This is a genomic window from Arthrobacter sp. alpha11c (assembly GCF_054149985.1).
The window spans coordinates 4,681,969-4,698,306 of sequence record NZ_CP196747.1; the positions used below are offsets into that span (position 1 = coordinate 4,681,969).

17 protein-coding genes and 2 pseudogenes are annotated in these 16,338 nt (G+C 60.1%); 7 read left to right on the top strand and 12 right to left on the bottom strand.

What is annotated here, in order from left to right; translation table 11 throughout:
- The first annotated feature begins 15 nt into the window (after window positions 1–15).
- From ACTAQJ_RS21830 to ACTAQJ_RS21840, 3 genes are read left to right on the top strand one after another with little or no spacing between them, the layout of a single operon-like run.
- Window positions 16–660 (top strand): alpha/beta fold hydrolase, encoded by a 645-nt coding sequence (locus tag ACTAQJ_RS21830; protein WP_498699360.1) that lies wholly within the window; start codon window positions 16–18, stop codon window positions 658–660.
- Window positions 653–871: a recombinase-like helix-turn-helix domain-containing protein gene (locus ACTAQJ_RS21835; RefSeq protein WP_011774623.1), complete on the top strand. Its 219-nt coding sequence runs from the start codon at window positions 653–655 to the stop codon at window positions 869–871. Before ACTAQJ_RS21830 ends, ACTAQJ_RS21835 begins: the two co-directional genes overlap by 8 nt.
- Window positions 872–874: 3 nt before the next feature.
- Window positions 875–1,969, top strand: coding sequence for a Rieske 2Fe-2S domain-containing protein (locus ACTAQJ_RS21840; RefSeq protein WP_498699362.1), 1,095 nt, complete (start codon window positions 875–877; stop codon window positions 1,967–1,969).
- Between the two features lie 140 nt (window positions 1,970–2,109).
- Here ACTAQJ_RS21840 and ACTAQJ_RS21845 read toward each other — a convergent pair whose 3' ends face one another.
- Window positions 2,110–2,628 (bottom strand): cupin domain-containing protein, encoded by a 519-nt coding sequence (locus tag ACTAQJ_RS21845; RefSeq protein ID WP_431116265.1) that lies wholly within the window; start codon window positions 2,626–2,628, stop codon window positions 2,110–2,112.
- Window positions 2,629–2,827: 199 nt separating this feature from the next.
- On the opposite strand from ACTAQJ_RS21845, the gene ACTAQJ_RS21850 reads away from it, so the two are divergent.
- Together ACTAQJ_RS21850 and ACTAQJ_RS21855 are read left to right on the top strand one after the other, a co-directional pair.
- A complete protein-coding gene (locus ACTAQJ_RS21850) occupies window positions 2,828–3,385 on the top strand; it encodes a MarR family winged helix-turn-helix transcriptional regulator (protein ID WP_498699366.1) in 558 nt (185 codons plus the stop codon).
- Window positions 3,386–3,435: 50 nt separating this feature from the next.
- On the top strand, window positions 3,436–4,233 hold the full coding sequence (locus tag ACTAQJ_RS21855; protein WP_498699369.1) for an aspartate dehydrogenase domain-containing protein: 798 nt from the start codon (window positions 3,436–3,438) through the stop codon (window positions 4,231–4,233).
- Window positions 4,234–4,317: 84 nt separating this feature from the next.
- On the opposite strand, the gene ACTAQJ_RS21860 is transcribed toward ACTAQJ_RS21855, so the two are convergent.
- A complete protein-coding gene (locus ACTAQJ_RS21860) occupies window positions 4,318–5,481 on the bottom strand; it encodes a hypothetical protein (RefSeq protein WP_498699371.1) in 1,164 nt (387 codons plus the stop codon).
- Window positions 5,482–5,598: 117 nt separating this feature from the next.
- On the opposite strand from ACTAQJ_RS21860, the gene ACTAQJ_RS21865 reads away from it, so the two are divergent.
- Window positions 5,599–7,062, top strand: coding sequence for a protein adenylyltransferase SelO (locus ACTAQJ_RS21865; RefSeq protein WP_498699373.1), 1,464 nt, complete (start codon window positions 5,599–5,601; stop codon window positions 7,060–7,062).
- A 47-nt stretch (window positions 7,063–7,109) separates the two neighbouring features.
- Here ACTAQJ_RS21865 and ACTAQJ_RS21870 read toward each other — a convergent pair whose 3' ends face one another.
- Complete coding sequence (locus ACTAQJ_RS21870; protein ID WP_431116252.1) at window positions 7,110–7,421, bottom strand: hypothetical protein; 312 nt, start codon at window positions 7,419–7,421, stop codon at window positions 7,110–7,112.
- Between the two features lie 159 nt (window positions 7,422–7,580).
- Here ACTAQJ_RS21870 and ACTAQJ_RS21875 point away from each other — a divergent pair, with 159 nt between their 5' ends.
- Window positions 7,581–7,958 (top strand): hypothetical protein, encoded by a 378-nt coding sequence (locus tag ACTAQJ_RS21875; protein ID WP_498699374.1) that lies wholly within the window; start codon window positions 7,581–7,583, stop codon window positions 7,956–7,958.
- 77 nt (window positions 7,959–8,035) lie between these two features.
- Here the strand turns inward: ACTAQJ_RS21875 and ACTAQJ_RS21880 are convergent, their stop codons facing one another.
- From ACTAQJ_RS21880 to ACTAQJ_RS21920, 9 genes and pseudogenes are all read right to left on the bottom strand, one after another.
- Entirely contained in the window at window positions 8,036–10,165 is a 2,130-nt protein-coding gene (locus ACTAQJ_RS21880) for an RICIN domain-containing protein (RefSeq protein WP_498699376.1), read from the bottom strand.
- A 29-nt stretch (window positions 10,166–10,194) separates the two neighbouring features.
- Window positions 10,195–11,726: pseudogene (gene arfA, locus ACTAQJ_RS21885) on the bottom strand (arabinosylfuranosidase ArfA).
- A complete protein-coding gene (locus ACTAQJ_RS21890) occupies window positions 11,708–12,607 on the bottom strand; it encodes a hypothetical protein (protein ID WP_498702253.1) in 900 nt (299 codons plus the stop codon). The pseudogene arfA and the gene ACTAQJ_RS21890 overlap by 19 nt, the downstream one beginning before the upstream one ends.
- A gap of 85 nt (window positions 12,608–12,692) precedes the next feature.
- Window positions 12,693–13,046: pseudogene (locus tag ACTAQJ_RS21895) on the bottom strand (family 1 glycosylhydrolase); the annotation flags it as partial.
- The gene (locus ACTAQJ_RS21900) at window positions 13,043–13,426 is read right to left on the bottom strand and encodes a carbohydrate ABC transporter permease (RefSeq protein ID WP_498699378.1); all 384 of its coding nucleotides are present in this window, start codon (window positions 13,424–13,426) and stop codon (window positions 13,043–13,045) included. The pseudogene ACTAQJ_RS21895 and the gene ACTAQJ_RS21900, both read right to left, overlap by 4 nt.
- Entirely contained in the window at window positions 13,350–13,928 is a 579-nt protein-coding gene (locus ACTAQJ_RS21905; protein WP_498699379.1) for a carbohydrate ABC transporter permease, read from the bottom strand. The genes ACTAQJ_RS21900 and ACTAQJ_RS21905 overlap by 77 nt, the downstream gene beginning before the upstream one ends.
- Window positions 13,928–14,410 carry a carbohydrate ABC transporter permease gene (locus tag ACTAQJ_RS21910; RefSeq protein ID WP_498699381.1) on the bottom strand — a complete coding sequence of 161 codons (483 nt, stop codon included), beginning with the start codon at window positions 14,408–14,410 and terminating at the stop codon, window positions 13,928–13,930. The genes ACTAQJ_RS21905 and ACTAQJ_RS21910 overlap by 1 nt, the downstream gene beginning before the upstream one ends.
- 25 nt (window positions 14,411–14,435) lie before the next feature.
- Window positions 14,436–14,831, bottom strand: coding sequence for a carbohydrate ABC transporter permease (locus ACTAQJ_RS21915; protein ID WP_498699383.1), 396 nt, complete (start codon window positions 14,829–14,831; stop codon window positions 14,436–14,438).
- A gap of 119 nt (window positions 14,832–14,950) precedes the next feature.
- The gene (locus tag ACTAQJ_RS21920; RefSeq protein ID WP_498699385.1) at window positions 14,951–16,033 is read right to left on the bottom strand and encodes an ABC transporter substrate-binding protein; all 1,083 of its coding nucleotides are present in this window, start codon (window positions 16,031–16,033) and stop codon (window positions 14,951–14,953) included.
- Window positions 16,034–16,338: the final 305 nt, after the last annotated feature.

A 16,338-nucleotide genomic window follows, 5' to 3' on the forward strand; every position in this document is an offset into this window, starting at 1 on the left:
GGAGCAGGAGAGCACATGAATTCAAGTACGGAAGTCGATCCGCGCCTTGGCCATGCGCCCGGCGACATCATGCCACTCCGCGATGTCATGCCACAGCATGACGTCGTGTGCTTGCACGGTGGCGGGGGAGCAGGCGAATGGTTTGCCCATCAGCTAGACGCTTTGGGAGCCCGTGCCTGGGAACCCGGAATCGGCGTTACCTTCGATGTCACCGGACCGCCCGGACAGATGGATGACTGGGTTGAGGCAGCCTCGTCCGCGCTTCACGAGTCAGCGTCGGGTCCTGCGCACATTCTGGCCAGCGGAACAGCCGCATACGGTGCCATCATGCTCGCTGCGCTGCACCCGCAGCAGGTCAAGAGCCTCATCCTCGGTGACCCGCTGGTGGACACGTCTGTTGAGGGATTTGTGGCCACGCTCCGGCGGGTGCGGGCGCCGTCGTTGGTCATCGCTGCTGCGCCTGACCTCGATACCGATATCTCCATACCGCAAAGCATCGCCGGCGGCATCACTAACGGGGTTTTTGTCATCATCGACAACACCGCCGTTCCAGCACACCAGAGCCGATCTCACTCATTCAACGAGTGGAGCAGGTCATTCATGAACATCGCTGAAGGTCTGCACACTGTCACCGAAACACAGGAGGAACACAGTGCCTGAGCAATATCTTGAAGCCAACCAGTCCCGGGTGGGTCCGCCCAATCCTTATGAACTGAAGCTGGCCGGGGCCCTGTCCGAGATTTTCGCCAGCGGTAGCCACGAACTGCCGGCAATCGTCTCGGGGCTGAACAATTTGGGCCTGAACGCCCCGGACGGTGAACCCTGGGATGAAACCCGATTCCGTTCCGAAATGCGACGACTGGGAGAGTAGGACATGACAACTGCAACTGCAAGCGCTCCAGCCGGAGCCAGGGCCGGCCGGGCCAAGATCAAAACTGTGGTCGGCACGCGCCGCCAACTCGACGCCGCAGAACTGGCCGCGACGGGACTAAGGGACCGATGGTATCCCATCTACCCGTCACGATTCGTGGGTCCCGGCGACATGGTTAAAGTCCGGCGACTGGGCGTGGATTGGCTGCTGTTCCGGGACGCCAGGGGGCAAATCCGGATGCTGGAGGATCGCTGCCCCCACCGCAGCGCACCCTTGTCCGTGGGCCAACACCTCGGGGACAGGGTGGCCTGCAAATACCACGGCGTTCAGGTGGACGGCAGCGGGACCGTCGTTTCGGTTCCGGGCATGCCGGGCTGCGCGCTTGAGGGCAAGACGGTGACCGCGTCGCTGGCTGTGGAGGAGGGCGCTGACATGATCTTTGCCTTCATGCCCTTGACCGAGGACTCTGAGGTGACAGAGTTCAAGCTGCCCGACCGCCTGGACAACCCCGAGGTTTCCTGGTTCTCCAACTACGCGGAATGGAATAGTCCGTGGCGCTTCTACATGGACAACGTCCTGGATCCGATGCACGGCGCGTTCCTGCACCGTGACTCACATTCAATGTTTGGCGGTGATACGAGTGCCCGCTTCCGTATTCGTGAGACCGATCGTGGATTCTTCTTTGAGAAAACGGACCAGCGCGGCAAGAACTTTGACTGGGTGGAGTACTGCCGTGAATCCATGGACTATGTGGACCTGGAGATCCCGTACGCCGATTCGGCAGGCCCCGGGGGTTCCTTCGGCATCGTAGGAATGTCCACTCCCATCGATGCCCATACCTCCGCCGTTTTCCACTGGCGTACCCGGACCGTTTCAGACTGGGAACGGGACGTCTGGCGATTCATGTACAAGACAACTCTTGAACAAAAGCACTGGGTGGTCTTGGAGCAGGACCGGGAATTGTTGGAAGCGCTGGCTGCAGATGCGGATAGGGACGAGCACTTGTATCAGCACGATCTTGGAGTAGCCAGGATCCGCCGGGTGCATGATGCCGATGCGCAGAAACAGGCCGCCATTCTCTCAGACGGAATCGCTTAGCCCAAAGGGCCTGCAGCTCGAAACTCTTCGAGCTGCAGGCTCTTTCCCTTGCCTTGGTGGAGTTCTTCCCATCCCCAGTAATTCAGCAAAACAAAACCCGGGTACCGGCCACATCGGCCGGTACCCGGGTTGTTGGAGATTTAGCGGGTCACGCCATACATCTCCGACGTCGGCGGATAGAACGGGATCTCCGGTTTCTTGGCGCCGATGATCACGCAAATGATTGCATCAACGTCGCTGACGGTGCGCAAACTCCGGGGAACACCTGCCGGGACGCGGATCAAATCGCGGTAGCCCAGCACGCGGCTTGCCTTCTTGTTGCCGTCTTCAACGTCGTGCACGCTGAACTCCACCTCTCCTTCGAGGACAAAGAACACCTCTTCGACGTCCGGGTGCGTGTGCTCAGGACCCACGCATCCGGCGGGCAGCACCATGTTGGAAAAGGTGAAATGCTCCGCCTGGAGGATGTTGCCATCGTCCGAGTGGTCTCCGGTAGCTCCGGAACCGATGTAGCGCACCTGTCCCCGCCGGAATTTTTCACCCATTTTGGTCTGGAATTTCAGGGTATTGAAGTCAACAACCCGGCTCTCACGGGAGGCGATGGCCGAATCAATCAGCTCCTCAAGTTCCGGTAACTTGCTTTCGATAACGTCGCTCATGATGGACCTCTCTCGGATTGGTAATTGCCAGATTTCGCAAGAGTCAGCATGGATTTGATCTCCCTCGACTCTAACTATCTCAAGACTAAGATATAATGGGAGGCGCTGCAAGATGCCGGTGGAAAGTGCTCAGAATTTGCTGCGCTCGTTGGGAAGCTCAGTGTTAAGATGCTTAGACCGAATGAAGGAGAGAGTGCGCATGACCACCGAATCGCGGAACGCTGACACGGACGCCGTGGACGCCATTATTGAGGACTGGCACCGCGAACGCCCGGACCTTGATCCCAGGACCATCGGCGTCTTTGGCCGCTTGCAGAGCCTGGTGGCGCGGCAGCGAGCTGTGCAGGATGTGAACTATGAGGAGTACGGGCTCACGTTGGCATCCTTTGATGTTTTGGCGAACTTGCGTCGATCCGGCCCTCCGCACCGGAAGACGGCCGGTGAACTGGCAAGTTCGTCCATGCTGACTACGGGCGGTATCACCTTCCGGCTGGACCGTATGGAGGAACAAAACCTCATTGAGCGGGTTCGGTCGAAGGAGGATCGTCGGGTGGTCTACGCCCAGATGACGGACCATGGCAAGGAGCTCATTGACGAGGTCATTTCAAAGCATCTGGAAACGCAGCGCAATATGCTCGCCGGCCTGACCGCCAAGGAGATCGAACAACTGGCACTGCTACTGAAAAAAACTGAAGCCTCCATCGTCGCCTACGACCCGAAGGCTTCCTCCGCGGACGAACTTACCCTGAACGTCTAGACGATCACGGCGCGGGTTTCGTCCATCCACTCCATCAAGCAAGGAATCGAATGAAGCCAGGAGCCCGCAGGATCGGAATCATCGGACATGGAGCCATTGGCGCTCGTGTTGCTGCTGACATTGCCGCTGGAAAAGTCAAGGGAGCCACCCTTGAGGGAATCATTTGCCGCAGCGCCATAGACAACGCGCCGGCACCCCAGCTTGAGATGGACCAAGCATTGGAGCGCTGTGACCTCCTGGTTGAATGTGCCGGGCAGGAGGTCTTGATCGAGCACGGTGAGTCGGTGCTTTCTGCGGGCGTAGACCTGCTCGCTACTTCACTCGGGGCGCTTGCTGACCCAGACCTCTCAGAGCGATTGTCGGCCGCAGGGCCTGGCAGGCTTTTCTTGACCCCGGGCTCCATTGGCGGCCTGGACTTGTTGGCTTCGGGCGCCCGCGCAACGGGCTATGACGCCGTCAGGATAACCACAACCAAGCTCCCGGGTTCCCTGATTCAGCCGTGGATGGACGAGGTTGAGGCTGATCGCATTCGGAATACGGCAGGCCCCATCGAGATCTTTTCCGGTCCCGCCACCCAAGCCACGCAATTGTTCCCAAAATCGCTCAACGTGGCAGCCGCCGTCGCCCTTGCAGTAGATGACTGGGACGCCGTGGCCGTGTCTGTAAGGGCAGACCCGGCGGCCGAGCTTACGACGCACTTGATTGAGGCTTCAGGAAACAGCGGGAATTACCGCTTTGAAATCTGCAACAAAGTATCGCCGCAAAACCCGCGCACCAGCGGCGTTGTCCCGTTCGCTGTGCTCCGGTCCTTGGAACTGATCATCGGCGCGCGCGGTGGAATGATCTAAGTATCTGAGGCGAGGATCCCGGTCTTGTTCGCCCCACTCGCCGTTGTACGGCATGTGGGGCGAACAAGAGCAGGAATCGTTGTCTCAGCAGCGGCTCGGAGCAGAGGCTGCCCGCCAAGCCCAGATGAGGAGAACGCCCGACCCAATCGGTGCAAGGAACGCGGACATAGTCACCAACGGCAGTCCCAGTGTTGATGCTGCCAACCCCATCAAGATGATGACGCCGATGCGGGCATAACGCGAACCAGCTACAAGCCGACCAAAGGGCAGTGCGATCGCGAAGCCCATGAGCGTTGCCGCAGCAACCACTGCCGGCCACTGCCATGGGTGACCGGCTCCGAGGAGTTGTGCTGCGCCTTCAGCGGCAAGGCTTGCACAACCGAGAAGGACGACCCACGGTGCGGTGGCTCCGAGGCGTTGGGCAAGGACGTGTCCGACAATCATCAGCAGGGGGATACCGGCGAAGGCGCCGAAGCCCAAACCGAGGTTCATGGCATGGGTGGCATCGCTGACCGCGGATGTCCACAGACTTCCCGTCAGCGCAAAGGCAGCGCATCCCAGACCCACTATAAGCAAGGCAAAGGCCGCAACGGCAACAGTGCGATTATTCTGCTGCGCAGGGTGACTATTGGACACCGCGGCCCTGACCGGCGAAGGAACGGGACGTCCTTGCCGCAGGGCCACAATGAGCAGCACGACGGCTCCCAGCATGCCCACCATCGGAGGCATCAGTATGACGGCTCCGAGAATGAGTGCGATTGGTGCTGCCAAGAGGACGGACTGTATGACCCGGACTGGAGTCGTGCGCCGGTTCGCGCGGAGGGAGTCAATTGCCACAGCAACACAGGCTGTTCCAGAAATCCACCCCAGGATCATGAACACGAGCATCGAGGACCCGAACCAGCCGAAGTCCTGTCCAGCGTCGGCCTCGTCAAAGCGCACAGACCAGCTTGCTGCCGTGGTTGCGGCGAGGGCCCATGCAAGCACCGCACCTGCCATTGTGAACACGGCGGCCCGGGCAGACAGCCGCCCGACGCGACGCAACAGCACGACGCCGGAAATGGTCGCCGCGAGCGGGCCAACGAATCCAGTCAGGATCAGGTGAGCAGGTTCAGCCCAGTGTAGGTAGAACGCGTTGCTGAAGAGGAGTGCGGTGGCACCAATGAAGGCCACCAGGGACACAGCTGCGTATCCGACGGCCCAGCCAGGTGTGGCTGAAAATGGACGTGCTTGCGCAAACGAACTCATGTGGTGCCTCTTTTCTGGCGGAACCGCCCCCAATAGATCCCCGCCCAAAGGCAGTGGTTCATATGCTAGCCCACGGGCTGTGGACGGCGATTGAGCCACCATCGCTATCCTTGAATGATGAGCGAGATTGCGCATTCCACCATCGCCTTTGAGGGACATTTCGCGCGGGATTTCCCTGAGATGGCTATTCCTTGGCGGGCGGAGGAGGCACCTGATCCGCAGCTTTTGGCACTCAACGAGCCCCTCGCCGTCGAGCTCGGTTTTGATCCTGGTTTTCTCAGCAGCCCGGAGGGCATTCGGCTGCTGATCGGTAGTGCCCTCCCGGAACAGGCAACCCCCGTGGCCCAGGCATATTCGGGTCACCAGTTCGGCTGGTACTCACCCCGTTTGGGGGATGGGCGGGCCCTCCTGCTGGGTGAGGTGGCCAACGCCGATGGGACGCTCCGCGACGTCCACCTCAAGGGTTCGGGGCGGACGCCTTTTGCCCGCAACGGTGACGGACAGGCGGTGGTCGGTCCCATGCTGCGCGAGTACATCGTGAGCGAGGCGATGCATGCTTTGAACATTCCCACTACGAGGTCCCTGGCCGTGGTCGCGACGGGCCGTCCGGTTCAGCGCGAGACTCTCCTGCCGGGCGCCGTTCTGACCCGGGTTGCCAGCAGTCACCTGCGAGTGGGCAGTTTCCAATACGCCAGGGCCACCAATGACATGGATCTGTTGCGCCGCCTTGCCGATCACGCGATCGAACGCCACCACCGGTCGGCTGCTGAGGAAGACAACCGCTACCTCGGGCTGCTTAAAGGCGTCATTGCGGTCCAAGCGAAACTGGTGGCCGAGTGGATGCTCGTCGGTTTCGTGCACGGTGTCATGAACACCGACAACATGACCGTGTCCGGCGAAACCATCGATTACGGTCCATGCGCCTTCATGGAAGGCTTCGATCCGGGAGCGGTATACAGCTCCATCGATGAAACCGGACGCTATGCCTATCGCAACCAGCCGTTGGTTGCGGAGTGGAACCTTGCCCGTTTCGCCGAATCACTCGCCGCTCTTATCCATGAGGATGAGGAGCAGGCGGTGGCCCTTGCCGTCGAGGCACTCACCGGATTCCGCCAGCAGTACAGCGCCACCTGGTTCAACGGCATGAAGGCCAAACTTGGGCTACCTGAGGGAATCGACGACGGCGTTGCCTCACCTTTGGTGGATGACCTGCTTGAGCTGGTCCAGGAGTCACGCGCGGACTACACCTCGTTTTTCCGAAGCCTCGGTAAGGCTGCCCGCGGGGAGGTTGAACCCGCGCGCGGCCAGATCCTGGACCTGGCAGCGTTCGATGCCTGGCTGGAACGCTGGCGGGCGGTGACGCCGGATGCTGATGCCATGGACCGGGTCAACCCGGTCTACATCCCTCGAAACCACTTGGTGGAGGAAGCCCTTTCGGCCGCCACGGAGGGGGATACAGGGCCAGCGGAACGGTTGCTTGAAGCGCTGGGTTCGCCATACCTCGAGCGCCCGGGCCTGGAGCGGTTTGCAGTGCCTGCACCGGAGAACTTCGGCCCCTACCGGACGTTCTGCGGCACGTAACCCTTGTGGCACGACCCCTCCCAGCAGGGGGTCGCGCTTTTCCTAGGCTATTTACCCACCTGGCCGCACGTGCCGTTGATCTTGAAGTCAGACCAAGCTGGGCTCGAGAAGTCGGTGAAACCATCCGTCGTGGCTGACAGGGACGCGAGATCACTGTTGGTGGAGTGGTTGCCATATCCCGGGGTTACGCCCGGAACCTCAGCAACGTCTCCCAGCGGATGGTGGTCATTGGCTGTTTGGCTGGCACAGTCAACCGATTCGACTATGGGGTGGATCGTTGCTGACGCAGCTGGTGCGAGTCCCAAAGTTCCCGCGAATGCGATGCCGATAATCGCGAGTGATCTAGTCGTCAGACTCATTGTTTTCTCCTCCGAAGACAGGAGCGTCGGGCGGCGCCCCGAGCACCATTAAGCTCTCGCCCACGAGGCAAGGCAATAGAGTGAACGTTCCCCCCCGGGTCGGTAGCCCTGAGCCGCCTCAGCAGACAAATATTTGACTGCAATGGCACAGTAAGCACCATGACTCGAATCCTAATGATCGGTATCCATGCCCGCGCGCTTGATTACAGCAAACTGCCGCCGGGACTGGATGAGGCAACCATGACCGAGCGGATCGAGGCTGGGTTCGGGGCAACCATCGCTGCCGGTTTTGATGCAGTGTCCTGCCTGATCGGCACCTCGCCTGACGAAGCCGAAGCAGAGCTTCGTGAAGCGTTCGCCCGCGATCAATTCGGCCTGGTGATGATCGGTGGAGGCATCAGGATGGTCCCGGAGTACACGGAACTCTTCGAACGGGTTATCAATGCGTGCAACGCCGAATCACCAGGAATCACGTTCTGCTTCAACACCTCGCCGGAGACGACCCTGGATGCATTGAAGCGTCACATCCAACCCTGAAGCCTTTCGGCAGGAAAAGGGCGGTCCAATGAAGGACCCCTCTGCCGGTTTTGCTGGCAGAGGGGTCCTTCATTAAGTTACTGAATTCCTTCGCGGTTCAGCTTCCATTCCTGGCACGTGAACCCGTTGGCAGTGTATTGCTGGGCATGGGCGCCATCGGCTGTTGAAGCACCAGCTATTTCCAGCAATTTTCCGCTGTTGGCATTGGCGAGTTTCCACCAGCCGCCGCTAACGGTCGGTGCCCAGACCTGTGTAGGGCTACCGGTTGGGCCCCACTGGCTCGCCTGAACCCCATCGGCCGTAGCTGCCGAGCCAATTTCGAGGAGCTTGCCACTGTTGACGTTGGTGAGCTGGATTCCTCCGCTGACTTGTTTGATGCTCCATAGCTGCGTGGCATTGCCGGTATCGCCCCATTGTCCGGCTCCCGCGCCATCGGTTGTTAGAGCGCTGAGAATTTCCAGAGATTTGCCGCTGTTGCGGTTGGTAACCCGGAATTGCGGATCCAGGCTGCTGGAAGGGTTGAAGACCTGGAGGACATCCAGTTCGGCGAAGGAGGTTGCCTTGGTGAAGGACACCGTGTTGGCTCCGGCCGACAGGGTAGCCGTCATCTGCACCCAGCCGTAGCGTCCCCAGTCGACCGTCGCCGGGTAATTCAAGGTACTCGATGTGCCCCCGTTGACTTTGACGGCGTGCGAGCTGTTTGCTCCGGTTCCGTTCGTGTAGCGCATATTCAGTGTGTAGGTTCCTGCAGTTGGCACCCTCACTGTGAAGGTGACCGAGCTGCCGGCATTGTTGATGTTGCCTACTTTTGAGCCATTGGACGCATCCGGATCGTTCACCAGGGCTGCATCCTGCCGGACTGCGCGTTCGGCTTCGTACTGCTGGGCGTCGAGGGGGATCGAGCCGACTCGAACATCGTTGTAGGTGGTAGCAGGATTTTCAACATTGGTGGCCTGGTAGAGCGTCCTGCCGTCAACGCTGGTGTCGAAGCCTTGCGCGAAGCCGGTGAAGGACCCGCCTTGAGTATCGGATGCGTCATAGGTGACGGCGTAGGGGAGCCTTTCCCAGGGACCATCGCCAAGGTTGTAGTTGACGTAGAAGTTCTGGCCGCCGTCGATGGTGCCGGCTGCGTCAAGTGACCATTTCGAGGCGATGACGACCATGCCTTTAGGTCCGCCGGTGGGAACCCACCTCACGAAGGGGGAGGACCCAATTCCTCGCCCGTCTTTGAGAGCTACCTTTGTGCCGATGCTGGCTTCAGGCGACCAGTTCAGGCCATCGGGCGAGATCTTGAAATAGACGGGCGCTGTGTTCTGTGACTGGCTGGGGCGGTTGACCACTTCGAAAGTGGCCAGGTAGCGGCCATCCTGCATCTTGGTCACGGTAATCATGCCCGGGCGGTCACTGTTGTTTGTCGGCGCAGAAACGTTGCCGAGTGCACCCCAGGTGAGGCCGCCATCAGTAGAGCGTCGGTAAGAAACGCCTTGGAGCACTCCGTTTGCCTTTTGCCGCTCGTCCGAGAAATAGGCCGCGAGTCCGCCGTTGCCGTCGATTGCCAGGGAGGGTTCCCAAACAGTACTCGTGGTGGAGGTGGGGCTGGGATCGTAAACTGCCGGTCCGCCGGAGTCGATGGTGCTCTGGTAGGACCACGTAACGCCCTTGTCCAAGCTCTTGTACACAACAAGTCTGCTGCTGGAACGGTCTTCGGGCATGATCATCCCCGTGAGCAGAATAGTGCCGGCGGGCAGGTTGCCAACCTGTTGGGGGAGTTCGAAGAGGAAGGGTTGGGCTGTCCGTGTCAGGGCAGGAAAGGTGATGCTTGGATTCACTTCAGAGATCTTGGTCCACGTGGCGCCGTTGTCCGTGCTGCGGTGGATGGGATAGCTCTGAACGCCGTTTGTCAGTACAAGTTTGTCGAAGGTGGACAGCAGCGTGCCGTTGGCGGTCCCGTTGTTCTTGAGGGTGATGACTTTGGCGTAGGTGGTACCTGCCGCGCGTCCGCCTTCGGGATTGAACGAGGATCCCGCCGGCGGTGAGTACACCAGCGCACCATTCCCGGTGGTCACTGCCACGGCTGACGGTATCGCGGTGAACTGACCGGCCAGTACTGCCAGCATGACAAGCACGACGACGGCGACGATCGGTCTGGCGCGTGGAGGGCTGGTCCTGTATTTGGGCATGGCTGAAGGCACAGATTGTTCGTGCATTTGTTCTCCCATTTCTTGTTGGCTGCGTATCAGGCCTTTTCGGGGGTGCTGGTCAGGAACAGCGCTGTCCAGGAGACAGGTGGCAGCGTAAGGGTGATGGTGCCGGGGCCCTGCTCCGTTCCCTCGAGGTCACGGAGCTGAACGCGGTGTGGATCGGCCAGGGTGTTGGCGGCGAAGACGTCGGTATCGGTCAGCGTCAGGGCGCTAAGTATTTGCACGTCCCGGAGATGGCTGGTGTCGATGGTGACAGTAGATTCCTGGTCTGAGCTGCGGTTGACGAGGAAGACCGAGGCGGATCCGTCGTCGGGATTGTGGGTGGCGGCTGCGTCGACGATCCTGACGGTGCCATGGGCGGCAGTGTCGTATTTTTCGCTTTCGAGTCCGGTGTCCAGAGCAATGCCGTTTGCGTTGTGGGAGGTCAGGGCAAAGGGGAAAAAGGTGGTCTGCCTCCAGGCAAGTCCGCCGGGTTCGGTCATGATGGGGGCAATGACGTTGACCAGTTGGGCCAGGGAAGCGGAGGTGACTCTGTCCGCGTGGTTGAGCAGCGAAATGAGGAGGTTTCCCACCACAACGGCGTCCGCCACGGTATAGCTGTCCTCAAGCAGCCGGGGAGCGATCGGCCAGTTGTCGATCCCGGTGATCTTATCCACCGTTTCGAAACGTTCGTTGTACCAGACGTTCCATTCATCGAAGGAGATGTTCAGGGTTTTGTCGCTTCCCTTCACAGCCTTGATATGGTCTGCCGTCGCGGTGACGGAGTCGATGAACCGGTCCATGTTTGCCGCCGAGGCCAGGAAGCTTCCCAGGTCGCCGTCCTTGATCTCGTAGTAGGCGTGGCAGGAGATGAAGTCGACGTCGTCGTAGGTATGCCCCAGCACCACTCGTTCCCATTCGCCGAAAGTGGGCATGGCCGCACTTGAGGAACCGCAGGCGACAAGTTCGATGGAAGGATCCAGTTGGCGCATGGCCTTTGCCGTCTGGGAGGCAATCTTGCCGTAGTCGTCAGCGCTGCGATGCCCAATCTGCCATGGACCGTCCATTTCGTTGCCCAAACACCACATTTTGATGTTGAACGCTTTGTCGTGGCCATTGGCTGCCCGTTTCTCGGCCAGGGCGGTACCGAACGGGAGGTTGCAGTATTCCAGCAGATCCAAGGCCTCTTCCGTGCCGCGTGTTCCGAGATTGACGGCGAGCATGAGCTCGCTGCCGATTTCCTCGAGCCATCCTGCGAATTCGTGGAGTCCCACCTGGTTGGTTTCGGTGGAGTGCCATGCGAGGTCAAGCCGTTTGGGCCGCTGTTCCACCGGGCCAACGCTGTCTTCCCATTTGAATCCGGAGACGAAGTTCCCGCCCCGGGATACCGGATTGCGGATACTCCCAGTTCCTTGACGAGTTCCTTGACGTCGTTCCGGAATCCGGCGGAGTCGGCGAGGGGGTGGCCGGGTTCGTAAATGCCGTCATACACGCAGCGGCCAAGGTGTTCAACGAATGAACCGAACATCCTGCGGTTGACTGTGTCGATGGTGCGTCGTGGGTCGAGGGTCAGGCGTGCTGTGGCCACGGGCTTCTTCCTTTTTCGGAGGCGAATGCGGGTTCTTTGGTGATACCAGCGGCCGGCTGGGTCACAGCTGCGTCGGCGTAATGCTGGAACCTATCGGCGACGCGATTCTTCACCCGGTGAAGGGTGCCGATTTCGTCCGGGACAAGGTCCCAAAGGCCCATGGTGAGCCGGTAGTGTTCAAGCGGTTCGGTGCCGTAGCGGTAGGTCCACTCGTACATATCCGTAACTGGCCACCAGGTGTATCCCACGATGTCCTGCCCTGCCGCGCGGAGTTCCTGGACGCATCGTACGGAGGCATCAAGCCACTCGATCCGCCTCTCATAGGAGCCTGTCAGGCAGGTTTCGGTGAGCGCAACTGGAGCACCATAGCGCTTGCCGTAGGTGGTCAGAACGTCGGCCAATCCCTCCGTCCAGTCGTTGCGGACAGCACGGGGATCGTTGATGTCACCACGGACGGGACGCGCAGATTCCAGGAGTTCGGTGGAGTGCAGGGGGTAGTAGTTAACGCCCATCACATCAGGGAGCACGATGTTCTCTTGGTGCCAAGCGAGATCGTGGTCGGTCATTCCGTGCCGGGAGAGCCAGGGCGTGAGCTCGTGATTGGCATCCACTTTGCCCGTCACCAGGTCCTCCACCAGATAGGAGCGCGCCTTGAGGTGACGGAGTTCATCGTCGTGTTCGCCGTTGTTGGAGTCACTGACGAACCGGAAACCAGCATCGACGTGGGTGAAGATGGCCCGCTCGCCAAGCACCTCGGCCATGTTTTGCTGGGCGAGGACAAATCCCTTGGAGAGGTTGCGAACCAAGGCGACGAGGCCGTCGTCGCCCGCGAGGTAGGGTGGCCAGTGCCCGAACTTTCCGGCAAACAGGGTGTGGATCATGGGCTCGTTTAACCGGTGTGTAGTCCACCACCGTATCGGCGTAGCGTGCCGCGACCCGGGCGGAGTAGTCAGCCACGCGTTCCGGATAACTGGAGTTCAGGAACTGGTTGTCCAGCCACGTGGGGGTTCCGTAGTGCATCAGGTCCACCAAGGGCTTCAGCCCAAGTTCCTGGAACCGTTCCATCACCTGGTCCAGCCAGTCCCACTTCCAGACATCACGCTCGGGATTGATCTTGTACCAGGGAATACCCCAACGCAGGAACTCTGCGCCCGCCTCCTTGGCAAGCCCCAGATCCTGATGCCAGAAGCGGTAGTGCTGGGTGAGTTCGTATTCGTCCAGGGACCGCTCTCCGGCGCGTTCCTGGGGAATGAAGGTGTCTTCAATCCCGAGGCCGAAATGCAGGCGCCCGTCTTCGTGCCAGTTCAAATTTTTCCTCACTTCAATCCTGTGGTGGCGACGCTCTCGATGAAGCGGCGTTGGACAAACATAAAGATGGCGGCGAGGGGCAGGATGGCTACCAGAGCGCCTGCCATCATCACGCCGTAGGGGACGATTCCGCCCGGTCCCGTCAAGAGGGTCAGCCCTGAGGTCAGAGTGCCCATGTCCTTGTCGGTGGTGAAGATCAGTGGCCAGAGCAGGTCGTTCCAGTTGTTCACGAAGACGAACACTCCCAGCGTCAAGATGGCCGGCAAGGCATTCGGGAGGACAACATTCCAATAAACGCGCCACTCAGAGGCGCCATCAATGCGGGCTGCATTGTCCAGGTCCCTGGGAGAGGGACAGGAAGAACTGCCGCAGGAAGAAAATCCCGAAGGCATCCGCGGCGCGGGGGACGATCAGCGCAGCGAAGGTGTTGACCCAGCCCAGGTCGCTTGCCAGTTGGTAGACCGGAACAAGGGTGGCTTGGAAGGGAATCATCAGGCTGGCAATGATCGCGATCAGCAGGAACTTCTTGCCGGTGAAGTCGATCCTGGCCAATGCGTAGGCAGCCAGCGAATCGAACAGGAGGGCAAAGAGCGTTACTCCACCAGCAAAGACGAAGCTGTTGGCGATCAGCCGGATGAACGGGAGGTCCTGGAAGATCCTGGTGAAGTTGTCCAGGGTCCACGTGGCCGGCGTGAGCGTCGGCGGAAAAGCGTTAACCTCGGCCACCGGTTTGAAGGCCGTGAAGATAATGATGGCGATGGGCAAGAGGATCACGGCCGTCGCCAGGCCCAGGAGAACCACCACCAACGCGCGGTTCAGCCTCGACCTCGTGGCATTGCGGGATTTAGACCCGGCTCGGCCAGGGGCGTGCTGCAGTCTTAATGTGGTGGACATTAGTCACCTTCCCGTTCTCGTTTTCCGAAGAAAACAAACTGGACAACGCTGAGCAGCAGCGTGGCGGCCAGCAGGACGTAGGAGAGTGCGGAGGCGAAACCGACGTCGAGTTTCTGGAACCCGGACTTGTAAATCTGCATGACCACGGTTTCGGTGTGGCCGTAAGGTCCTCCGCCGGTCATCACATAGATCTGGTCGAAGGCCTGGAGGGCTGCGATGAGGGCGAAAATCAGGACAAAAGCCGTGGTGTTGGAAAGCATCGGCATGGTCACATGCCGGAATCGCATGAGGGGCCCGGCGCCGTCCACCTTCGCGGCCTCGTAGAGAGATCCCGGGATCTCCTGCAAGCCGGCGAGGAAAATGACCATGTAGAAGCCAAAGCTTTTCCACACGGCTACGAACGCAACCGCTGGCATGGCCAGGACGGGATCCTGCAGGACGTTTCCGATGCGGATCCCGGCGTTCCCCAACCAGTAGTTCAACAAACCAACCTGGGGGTCGATCAGGTTAGGACCAGGCAATCGCGGCGACAGCGAGGCTGATGATGAACGGCAGGAATAGGGCGGTTCGGAAGAATCCGCGAAATGGCAGCCGGGGATCGTTCAGCAGCAGGGCCAAAACGAGTGCCAGGACCACCGCCATTGGCGTGAACAACAGTGCGTAAAGGGCGGTGTTGACTACTGCATTGAGGATGACCGGATCGGTGAAGATGCGGGCGTAGTTCTCCAAGCCGACCCATTTTTCCTTGCCGAAACCGCTGGCATCGGTAAAGGACAGTCTCAGGGCGGAGATCATCGGCCAGGCGGTGAATGCGCCTAGGACCAAGAGTGCTGGGATCAGGAAGGCCAAGGCCTGGATGTTCTTGCGGCGTTGCCCGATGGCCGGGTTGCGTCGGCCGCCCAAGGGGGCCGGCGCTCGGTACCGGGGTGCCGCCGTCGTTTCTTGTGCATGGTGGTGCTCATTTGGGGAGCTTCCTTCCGGAAGGTGCGGCGCCCACGAGGCGCCGCACCTGTTCCGTTCAACTATTTGGCGTCGACGATCTTCTGGACAGACGCCTGGGTTTCCTTGAGCAGATCCTGAATGTTCTCGCCGGCCACAGCGCGCTGTGTGAGCTTGTCGACGGCGGTCAGAACGTCCGTGCTGTTCACGACGCCGGGCAGGAGCGGGCGGCCGAATTCAGACTGTTTGGTCAAGGCTTCCACTACAGGGTTCGCGGCGACATCAGATGCCGGGATGTCTGAGCGCAGCGGCGGCCAGCCGGAACCCAGGGACCAGGCTGTCGCCTGTTCCTTCTGCAGGAAGTAGGTGAAGAACTTCTGTGCTGCGGCGGCTTTCGCCTCGTCCTTCTGGGTTGTGATGCCCATCGAAATACCGATAGCGGACGCGGCTTGGTCCTTAGGCCCGGCAGGGACGGCGGCAATGCCGTAATCGATCTTGTTTTCAGTGGCGATGGAGGACATCCACGGCCCACCGAGGTACATGGCTGCCTTGCCGCTGCTGAAGAGCTTGTCACCGGCAATACCGTCCAGGCCGGCTGGTGAGATCTTGTCGTTCCGGATGGCGTCCACCCACGTCTTGAGTGTCTGGGCATTCTCCGGCGAGTCGACCACAGCCTTGCCATCCTTGACGACGTTTCCGCCGTTGCCGTAGAAGAGGGAAGGCCAGACGCCGTTGGCTACGGTTGCGTGGTCAGGCAAACCAAGTCCGTACTGTTCTGGAGTTCCGTCGTTGTTTTCATCCACGGTCAGCTTCTTGGCCGCGGCGATCCATTCGTCCCAGGTAGTGGGAGGGGTGGTGATTCCAGCCTTGGCAAACAGGGACTTGTTGTAGAACATCGCCAGGGGAACGAAGCCGGATGGGACGCCGTACTTGTGTCCGTTGACGGTTTCCATGTCCGCGGCGGCGGGAATCAGCTTGTCGAGGTTGCTGGACGGATTCTTGTAGAAGTCATCCAGTTGAACGAAGGCCCCTTTGTCAGCGTAGACGGGGAGCCGTTCGGCCGGCATCGCCACGATGTCCGGACCCTTTCCGGAGGAGAGGGCCGGCAGAAGGGTGTCATCAATGACCGACCATGGATTGGTTTGGACTTTGATGCTCGACTTCATTCTGTGAGGCGTTGAAGTCGTCAACGATCTTGTTCAGGACCTTCCCGTCAGCCTCGGTGTAACCGTGCCAGAACGTGAGTTCCGCTTTGCGCGCCGTCTTTGCTTTCCCGCCGGCGCCCCCGCCCCGAACAGGACGTTAGCGCTAACGACGCGGCGGCGACGACGGTGAGGAATGTGAGCGACCTTTTCATGTCAGCCCTTTCGTGAAATGGGACAGCCATGTCCCCAAAACCTGCTGTCAACGATTTAGGTAAACGTTGTACGTAAACGTTGTATCAAGCATGCGCCGTGCTTCGAAAGCGGTC